This window comes from Amycolatopsis sp. NPDC051061, assembly GCF_040682935.1.
Classification (GTDB): domain Bacteria; phylum Actinomycetota; class Actinomycetes; order Mycobacteriales; family Pseudonocardiaceae; genus Amycolatopsis.
Genome location: NZ_JBFBBZ010000081.1, coordinates 23,793 through 32,695, shown reverse-complemented (window position 1 = coordinate 32,695; position 8,903 = coordinate 23,793). Strand labels below are relative to the sequence as shown.

8 protein-coding genes are annotated in these 8,903 nt (G+C 70.8%); 4 read left to right on the top strand and 4 right to left on the bottom strand.

Annotated features, from left to right (window positions below):
* Positions 1–207 precede the first annotated feature (207 nt).
* Together AB0N03_RS49450 and AB0N03_RS49445 are read left to right on the top strand one after the other, a co-directional pair.
* Complete coding sequence (locus AB0N03_RS49450; RefSeq protein WP_364387987.1) at positions 208–1,806, top strand: beta-N-acetylhexosaminidase; 1,599 nt, start codon at positions 208–210, stop codon at positions 1,804–1,806.
* Entirely contained in the window at positions 1,791–2,546 is a 756-nt protein-coding gene (locus AB0N03_RS49445; protein WP_364387985.1) for a methyltransferase domain-containing protein, read from the top strand. The genes AB0N03_RS49450 and AB0N03_RS49445 overlap by 16 nt, the downstream gene beginning before the upstream one ends.
* A gap of 88 nt (positions 2,547–2,634) precedes the next feature.
* On the opposite strand, the gene AB0N03_RS49440 is transcribed toward AB0N03_RS49445, so the two are convergent.
* Positions 2,635–4,056: an AMP-binding protein gene (locus AB0N03_RS49440; protein ID WP_364387991.1), complete on the bottom strand. Its 1,422-nt coding sequence runs from the start codon at positions 4,054–4,056 to the stop codon at positions 2,635–2,637.
* A 5-nt stretch (positions 4,057–4,061) separates the two neighbouring features.
* The gene (locus AB0N03_RS49435) at positions 4,062–5,192 is read right to left on the bottom strand and encodes an acyl-CoA dehydrogenase family protein (protein WP_364387983.1); all 1,131 of its coding nucleotides are present in this window, start codon (positions 5,190–5,192) and stop codon (positions 4,062–4,064) included.
* An 87-nt stretch (positions 5,193–5,279) separates the two neighbouring features.
* Here AB0N03_RS49435 and AB0N03_RS49430 point away from each other — a divergent pair, with 87 nt between their 5' ends.
* Entirely contained in the window at positions 5,280–6,458 is a 1,179-nt protein-coding gene (locus AB0N03_RS49430; RefSeq protein WP_364387981.1) for a macrolide family glycosyltransferase, read from the top strand.
* Positions 6,459–6,513: 55 nt separating this feature from the next.
* Here the strand turns inward: AB0N03_RS49430 and AB0N03_RS49425 are convergent, their stop codons facing one another.
* Positions 6,514–7,347, bottom strand: a complete 834-nt coding sequence (locus AB0N03_RS49425; RefSeq protein ID WP_364387979.1) for an ABC transporter permease subunit — start codon at positions 7,345–7,347, stop codon at positions 6,514–6,516.
* A 1-nt stretch (position 7,348) separates the two neighbouring features.
* Positions 7,349–8,320, bottom strand: coding sequence for an ATP-binding cassette domain-containing protein (locus AB0N03_RS49420; RefSeq protein ID WP_364387977.1), 972 nt, complete (start codon positions 8,318–8,320; stop codon positions 7,349–7,351).
* A gap of 272 nt (positions 8,321–8,592) precedes the next feature.
* Here AB0N03_RS49420 and AB0N03_RS49415 point away from each other — a divergent pair, with 272 nt between their 5' ends.
* The gene (locus AB0N03_RS49415) at positions 8,593–8,808 is read left to right on the top strand and encodes a hypothetical protein (protein ID WP_364387975.1); all 216 of its coding nucleotides are present in this window, start codon (positions 8,593–8,595) and stop codon (positions 8,806–8,808) included.
* Positions 8,809–8,903 lie beyond the last annotated feature (95 nt).

The window sequence follows — 8,903 nt, the reverse complement described above, 5'->3', positions numbered from 1 at the left end:
CGCGATCCGCTCATGCACCCGGTCCAGCTGATCCATCACCACATCGACCACCACCAGGATGATCTACCACACGCCACCCGACTGCCGTTGCAGTATTAGCAGTCTCCCCAGACGTCGGCCGATCGGGTGGACTCGCACGTCACCCGGCCATTAAGAGAAGGAGGCCACTCTCTTCTTCCCGTCACCACTATCCGCAATGGACGGCTCATGACCGCTCGAAGTGCCAGGCGTGGGGTGCTGCTCCTCTCCCTCCTCGGCTTGCTCGCCCCCGTGGTGCCCGCCGGCGCCGCACCGCAGCCGGTTCCGGCCGCGACGACCCTGCAGCAGATCGTGCCGGCCCCGGTGTCGGTGACGCCGGACCCGGCCGTCCGCTACCGGCTCGGCCCGGAGACGGTGGTGTTCACCTCCGGCGGCGCCGACGCCCGCCAGGTCGGCGACTACCTCGCCGGGCTGCTACGCCCGGCGACCCGGTTCCGGGTCCCCGTGGTCCCCGCTCCCGCTCTCCCCTGGCTCCCCAAGGCGCTGCCCGGGATCTCGCTGGTGCTCGGCGGCGCGGACCCCCGCGTCGGCGCCGAGGGCTACCAGCTCGACACCACCGCGACCGGGGTGACCATCCGGGCCGCGAAGCCCGCCGGCCTGTTCAACGGCGTGCAGACGCTGCGTCAGCTCCTGCCCGCCACGCCGAGCGGGACGCTCACGGTGCCCGGCGGCCACATCCTCGACTACCCGCGCTACCCCTACCGCGGCGCCATGCTCGATGTGGCGCGGCACTTCCTGCCGGTCGCCGACGTGAAGAAGTACATCGACGACATCGCGCTGTACAAGGTCAACAACCTGCACCTCCACCTCACCGACGACCAGGGCTGGCGGCTGCAGATCACCGGCTGGCCCGACCTGACCGCCAAGGGCGCGAGCACCGGCTCCGGCGGCGGGGCCGGCGGTTTCTACACCCAGGCCCAGTACCGCGACATCGTCGCCTACGCGCAGAGCCGGCACATCACGATCGTGCCGGAGATCGACATGCCGTCGCACTTCGGCGCGGCGCTCTCGTCGTACGCCGAGCTCAACTGCGACGGCGTCGCCGGGCCGGTCTACACCGGGCTCACCCCCGCGCCGCGGTCGGATCTGTGCGTCGACAAGCCGGTCACGTACAAGTTCATCAACGACGTGCTCGGCCAGCTCGCGGCGCTGACCCCGGGCAGCTACCTCGACGTCGGCGGCGACGAGATCCAGGACCTCGACGACGCGCAGTACACGGCGTTCATGGCGAAGATCGCGCCGATGGTGGCGAAGTTCGGCAAGAAGCTGCTGGGCTGGGCCGAGATGCTCACCGCGACTCCGCCGCAGGGCGCGACCGGCGAGTTCTGGATCTACGACGGCACCCAGAACGAGGTCGGCGAAGCCAGCCAGCAGGGCGCGAAGCTGATCATGGCGCCGTGCGTCTACACCTACCTGGACATGAAGTACGCCCCCGGCGTCCCGGCCGACATCGGCCTCGAGTGGGCGGGCGACATCAGCGTCCAGGCCGCGTACGGCTGGGACCCGACCGCGGTCGTGCCCGGCGCGCTCACCTCGAACATCGACGGCGTCGAAGCTCCTTTGTGGACGGACACCGTGCGCAGCCTCGACGACGTGCGCTACCTGGCGTTCCCGCGGCTGCCCGCGATCGCCGAGCTCGGCTGGTCGTCGCAGGCGAGCCACGACTGGACGTCGTTCGCGTCGCGGCTGGCCGCCCAGGGCCCGCGCTGGACGGCGCTCGGCGTGAAGTACTACGCGGCCCCGGAAATCCCGTGGCCGAAGAACTGACCCGGCGGGAGAAGCCGACGATGGCGAACAAGGACGGGCAGCTCTGGGAGGCCTACTGGACGGACCTCCCGGACCGCACGGGCGCGGCCTTCTGGGACTGCGAGCCGGCCGACGGCGCGGCGGCGCACGCCGAGCTGTTCAAGGCGCACTTCGACCCGGCGCTCCCGCTGATCGACCTCGGCTGCGGCAACGGGACCCAGACGAAGTACCTGGCCGGGCTGTACGACCGGGTCGTCGGCGTCGACATCGCCGAGGCGGCGTTGAACCGGGCGCGGGTCGAGAACGGCGGTGACGGCGTCTCGTACGAGCTGCTCGACGTGCTCGACGACGCGGCGGTGGCGGCGTTCCGTGCGCGGTACGGCGACGTGAACATCTACCTGTCCGGGGTGATCCACCAGCTGCCGGTCGACCGGCGGGTGGCGTGCGTCCGCAACCTGGCCGTGCTGGCCGGGGCGCGCGGGTGCGTGTTCAACCAGGAGCTGACGCCGGCGAGCTACACGTACATGCAGCAGCTGATCGCAGATCCGGCCAACGACCTCCCGAAGCTGGAGCGCGTGTCGATCTACTTCGGCATCGGGCTGCAGCCGGCGGCGGGCGAGGCGGAACTGGAGACGGTGTACGAGGTGGCCGGCTTCACCGTCGTGGACGGCGGCGAACTGCTGCTGCGCACGACGGAGACACTGGCCGACGGCTCGGGGTTGAACCTCCCGACCCACTACGTCATCGCGCGACGCTCCTGACCCGCAGAGCCGTGAAGGCCACCTTCAGGAACTCTAAGTTCCTGAAGGTGGCCTTCACGGCTTTGGCCTGGATCGCGGATGCCCGGGGTCAGTGGGCGGCGGCGAGTGCGGCGCGGTCGGTCTTGCCGTTCGCCGTGCGGGGCAGCTCGTCGACCAGGCTCACCTCGTCCACGATCATGTACTTCGGCAAGTGCGCCGAGCAGTGGGCCTTCATCCCCAGCAGCGTCACGCGCTCGCCCGGGCGGGGGACGATCACCGCGCGCAGGCGGGCGTCGATGCCGCTTCCCGTCACCACCACCGCCACCTCGGCCACCGCCGGGTGGCGGGTCAGCGCCGTCTCGATTTCGCCCAGTTCGATGCGGTGGCCGCGGAGCTTCACCATCGCGTCGCGCCGGCCGGCGTACTCCAGCTCGCCCGCCGCGTCGTACCGGCCGACGTCACCCGTGTGGTAGCCGCCCAGCTGCGGCGGCGCTCCCCAGTAGCCCAGCATGACCGTCGGGCCCTCGACGACGATCTCGCCGTCCGCCAGCGTCAGCGTGGCGCCCGAACACGCCCGCCCGATCGGCAGGCCGCCGGTCCGCGCGAGGTCCGCTGAAGTCACTTCGTAGCTGGTCACGACGTTCGTCTCGGTCGGGCCGTACCAGTTGAACAGCCGGACGTCCGGCCACGCGCGCCGCAGCGTCTGCACCCCGGCGATCGGGAACGGCTCCCCGGCGAACACGCAGACCCGCAGCGACGCCGGCGCGGGCCGGTCGAGCAGGCCGCCGTGGCGCATCATCAGCAGCAGCGCCGACGGCACCGAGTACCAGACGCTGATCCCGCGCCCGTGCAGGAAGTCCGTCAGCTCGGCGGGTGAGTACGACAGGTCCGAGCCGGCCAGGTCCACCGACGCCCCGGCGGAGAACGCGCCGTAGAGGTCGAACACCGACAGGTCGAAGTTGAACGGCGCGTGGTTGGCCAGCCGGTCCCCCGCGTGCAGCCCGGTCTCCGCCGCGGCCCACTCCACGAACGCGAGCGCGTTGCGGTGACTGATCAAGACGCCCTTCGGCGCACCCGTCGAGCCTGACGTGTAGAGGATGTACGCGGGCTCGTCCGGCCCGACGTGCTCAGGCGGCGGGGCCGGCCGATCCACAATGGACAGAGCGTCGAACGAGCTCAGCGGCGGCGGGTTCGCACCCCAGTCTGCCGTCTCGTCAGTGACCACCAGCGCGGGCGTGCAGCCCTCGGCGATGAGCCGCACCCGCGAGACCGGGTTCGACGGCGCGACCGGCACGTAGACCGCGCCCAGCCGCAGCGACGCCTGCATCAGCGCCACCACTTCGACGCTCTTCTCCGCCCAGATCAGCACCCGGTCACCGCGGCGGACGCCGGCCGCGTGGAGCCCGGCGGCCTGCCGATCGGCCAGCTCGTCCAGCTCGCGGTACGTCACGGTCCTGGCGCCCACGTGCACCGCCGGCGCGTCCGGAGTGCGCTGCCGAGCGGCGAGAACCAGCTGGTGCAGCAATTCCATCGTGCTCACATCCCCAGTTCCATCGCGACCAGCTGCCGCTGCACGTCGGAGGCGCCGGAGAAGATCGTCCCGCCGATCGCGTCCCGCAGCGCGGCTTCGATCCCCTGCTCGCGCAGGTAGCCGCGGCTGCCGAACAGCTGCACGGCGTCCGTCGCGCTCGCCACCGTCCCCTCGGACACCGCGAGCTTCGACAGCGCCGCGAACAGCGTCGCGTCCTCGCCTTGGTCCAGCGCCCAGCAGGCCCGGTACAGCAGCAGGCGGGCGCTTTCGGCCCGCAGCTTCATCTCCACGATCCGGTTGGACACCGACTGGAACTCCGCGAGCCGCTTCCCGAACTGGCGGCGGTCGCGCACGTGCTCCAGGCAGCGCTCGATCAGCCGGTCCTGCACGCCCAGGTACAGCGCGAACAGGCAAGCGCGCTCCCAGCCCATCGAGTGCTGGAAGATCGCCGAGCCCTGGCCCGGTTCGCCGAGGACGGCGTCGGCGGGCACGAAACACCCGGTGAAGGTGACCTCGGAGGCCACGCAGCCTTCCATGCCGAGCTTGGCGAACGGCTCCCCGAAGGAGATCCCCGGCGAGCGGGCGTCGAGCGCGAAAGCCGTGATGCCCCAGTGGCCGGCGGCCGGGTCGGTGACCGCGTAGGTGACCAGGACGTCGGCCACGGGACCGTTGCTGACGAAGCTCTTGACGCCGTCGAGGACGAACCCGCCGTCGACCGGGGTGGCCGTGGTCCGCAGCGCGCCGACGTCGGAACCCGCTTCGGGCTCGGTCATCGCGTTGCCCGCGATCAGGTCGCCGGCGGCGAGGCCGGGCAGGAGCCGGTCGCGCAGCGCCTCTCGCGCGAAGTCGACGATCGGCATCGTGCAGGCGAACAGATGCGCGGCCGCGCCGAAGACGAGCCCGGTGTCCGGGCAGCCGCGCCCGGCGGCCTCGAACACTCGCGCCGTCTCGAGCGCGGTGAGGCCGCCGCCGCCGTGGCCGGTGGGCACGCTGGCGCCGAGGACGCCGAACTTGCCGAGCAGGGCCCATTTCTCGCGGCTGAACACGTACTCGGGTGCGGCCGGGAAGGCCGCCCGCGTGTCGGCCACCGTCCGGTCGTAGCGCTGCCGCTGGTCCGCGGTCCAGCCGAACTCCATTCGCCCACCTCTCACCAGGGTTCGCGCCCGAGGCTAACGGGGGGACGTCTGGCGAAATCCCAGAATGCGCGGTGCGAGCATGGCAAGGTGACCCGACACGTCGTGCTCTGCACCCTGCCCGGCTACGGGCACGTGACCCCCGTCCTGGACGTCCTCGGCGAACTGGTCCGGCGCGGCCACCGGGTCACCGTGGCGACCGGCAGCGCCTTCGCCGATCGGATCGCCGCGACCGGCGCCCGTCCTCTCGGCTACCGCGAGCCTGCCGACGACCCGGGCTCGCACCGGCTGGCGGCCGCGCTGACCGGCGCTTCCAGCTGCCTGGCGCCGCTGGAGCCGGTGCGGAAGCTGCTGGCCGAGGACCCGCCCGACGTGCTCGCGTTCGACTCGACGATGTGGATCGCGGGCCGGGTGCTCGCCCACGACGTCCCGTGCCCGACGGTTCAGCTGTCGGCGTGCTTCGCTTCGAACGAGCACTATTCGCTGCCCGCACACGTCGCCCGCTTCCCGGAGCCGTCCACAGTGGACGACGCGGAACCGTACGATTTCGTGGCCGATTTGCACGCCCTGCTGGCGGCCGAGGCTCCAGGCCGGACGGCGGAACAGTTCCTCGACGACGGCCGCGACCACAAGCTGGTCCTGATCCCCCGCGACTTCCAGTACGCGGGCCAGACGTTCGACGAGCGGCACACGTTCACCGGCCCGTGCTTCGGCCCGCAGCGGCCGCTGACGGGCTGGGAGCCGCCGTCGAACGGAAACCCGGTGCTGCTGGTCTCCCTGGGGACGTCGGCGTTCAACGACCAGCCGGACTTCTTCCGCCAGTGCGCAAGCGCTTTCGCGGACCTGCCGTGGAACCTGGTGATGACGTTGGGCGGCGGCGTGGACCCGGCGTCGCTGGGCATTTTGCCCGCGAATGTCGAGGCGCGCCAGTGGGTTCCGCACCCGGCGGTGCTGCGGCACGCGTCGGCGTTCGTGACGTCGGCGGGCATGGGCAGCGTGATGGAGGCGTTCTACTGCGGGACCCCGCTGGTCCTGGTGCCGATGCACGGAGAGCAGGAGGTCAACACGGAACGGGTGGTGGAGCTGGGCCTCGGCGTCCGGATCCCGCGCGCGGAGGTGACGCCCGAGTCGATCCGCGACGCGGTCGTGGCGGTGGCCGCGGACGAAGGCATCGGCGCACGCATGCGCGCGATGCGCGACCACACCCACGAAGGCGGCGGCGCGGTCACGGCCGCCGACCGCCTCCTCGCCTGCGCCGAAACGCCATGAACGACTCTTTCCTGTCGTCTGGCGACATGAAAGAGTCGTTCATGGCGTCGGGGTCTCAGCCCGAGTCGCGCTTCCCCATCAGGGAGAACGCGACCACCAGAGCCACCGCGACCCACGTCAGCAGCGTCCCCCCACCGGTCAGCGGACCCAGGTACGTCGCCGAGTCCGTCTTCAGCTGAGCGGTGCTCAACTGCTCCGCCGCCGAGGCCGGGAAGTACGCCAGGATGTCGCGCTGGACCCACGCCGGCAGCAGCGCGCCGAGGATCGCCGGGGCGAAGATGAAGCCGATCGCCGTCGCGATCGCGCCCGCCGCGCTGCGCATCATCACGCCGAACGACAGCGCCAGCAGCGCGAACGCCGCGAACTCCGCGCCCCAGCCGAGCAGGCTGCGCAGCACGCCCGGGCCGCCGAGGCCCAGCGTCGGGATGGCCGGGTTGATGCCGAGGACCAGCTGGCCGACGAAGAACGCCGCCGCCGCGAACAGGGTGCCGAGCACGAACGCCAGCAGCCCGACGACCACGGCCTTCGAGATCAGGACGCGGCCGCGGTGCGGGGTGATGGCCAGGGTGAGGCGCATCATCCCGGTCGCGTACTCACCGGACACGGCGAGCACCCCGAGCACCGCGATGAGGATCAGGCCGAGGTTCATCCCGACCATGCTGGTGCCGGCCGAGTCGAAGTCCGCCGTCTGCCCGGCGGGCAGGTTCTTGTAGTCCTGTTCGGTCAGGAAGCTGAACAGCACGGAGAACCCGACGCTGACGACCGCCGCGGCGATGACGACGACCCAGGTCGACCGGACCGACTTGAGCTTGGTCCACTCCGCCGCGAGCGTGTTGCCGATGCCCGGCGACGTCTTCGTTTCCGGCAGTGAAGCCGTTGCGGTGGTCACGTTATTCAGTCCCTTCCGACGCGAGCGCCCGCACCGTCTCGAGTACCTTTTCCTCCGCCGGCGGCCCGCCGTTGTGCGAGCGGTACTGCACGCTGTCCTTGGTGAGGTCCATGAACGCGGCCTCGAGGCTCGCGCGGACCGGCGTGAGCTCGTGCAGCCCGAGCCGGCGCTCCAGCGCGAGGTCGCCGATCTCCGGCGCGTCCAGGCCGACGACGTTGAGCGAGCCGTCGTCCAGCTTCGTCACCTTGCCGCCCGCCCGCTCGAGGGCTTCGGCGAGCTCGGCGACCTGCGGCGAGACGACGTGGACGTGGCTGCGCGCGCTGCGCTGGGTGAAGTCCGCGATCGGCATGTCGGCGATGAGCTCGCCGCGGCCGATCACGATGACGTGCGCGGCGGTCTCTTCCATCTCGTTCATCAGGTGGCTCGACACGAAGACCGTCCGCCCCTCGGCGGCGAGGTCCTGCATCAACGTCCTGATCCAGTAGATGCCCTCGGGGTCGAGGCCGTTGACCGGCTCGTCGAACAGCAGCGTCGGCGGGTCGCCCAGCAGCGCGGTCGCGATGCCGAGCCGCTGGTACATGCCGAGGGAGAAGTTGCCGACCTTCTTGCCCGCGACGTCGGTGAGGCCGACGGTGTCGAGCACCTCGTCGACGCGCTTGCGCGGGATGCCGCCGGCCTGCGCCACCCACTGCAGGTGCCGGTACGCCGTGCGCGCGCCGTGGACGGCCTTCGCGTCGAGCAGCGCCCCGACCTCCCGCATCGGCGCGGGCAGGTCCCGGTAGGCCTTGCCGTTGACCGTGACCGAGCCGCCGCTGGGGGCGTCCAGGCCGAGGATCATCCGCATCGTGGTCGACTTGCCGGCCCCGTTGGGGCCCAGGAAACCGGTCACGACGCCAGGCTTGATGTCGAACGACAGGCCGTTGACGGCGGTCGTGTCCCCGTATCGCTTCGTGAGATCTCGTGCTGTGATCAAGCGCCTGCTCCGTATTCGATCCGGTGTACCTGAGGACGAGTCAACCGGCTGCCCCCGCCGCCGTGCTAGTGCACAAGGTCGCTTGTCGCCACAACCAAAGTTGCAACCCCCGTACGGGTGTGATCTTCCCAGCACCCCGGGTTACCGGCAACTCGGGGGAACGTCAACTTTCGATGGTCGGAAGACGACTTTCGAGGACTCACAACGCTGATCGCCGTGTGCTTGAATCGATCACAGAGAATTCGTCGTCCCTCGTTTCCAAGGAGTTTCCCATGGCCAAAGAACAAGGCGGCCGCCCGTTCGTTTCCCTCGTCATGGGGCTGATCCTCGTCGCGGGCGGGATCGCGATCATCCTCAACGCGGGCGAGCACACGATCGGCGTGCTCGGCGGCGGCGTCACCATCGTCGTGGGCCTGCTGTTCTTCATCCGCAGCGCCACTTCCCGCAAGACGAGCTCCGCGGGGCGCCGTCGTTTCTTCATATCCTGAAAGCACTTTCGGCGGAGCTGAGGCGGCCGTCCTGGTGTCCCGGGGGGGGGGGGGGCCCCGGGCGGCCCCGTCCCGTTAAACATCGTCGGCCCCCC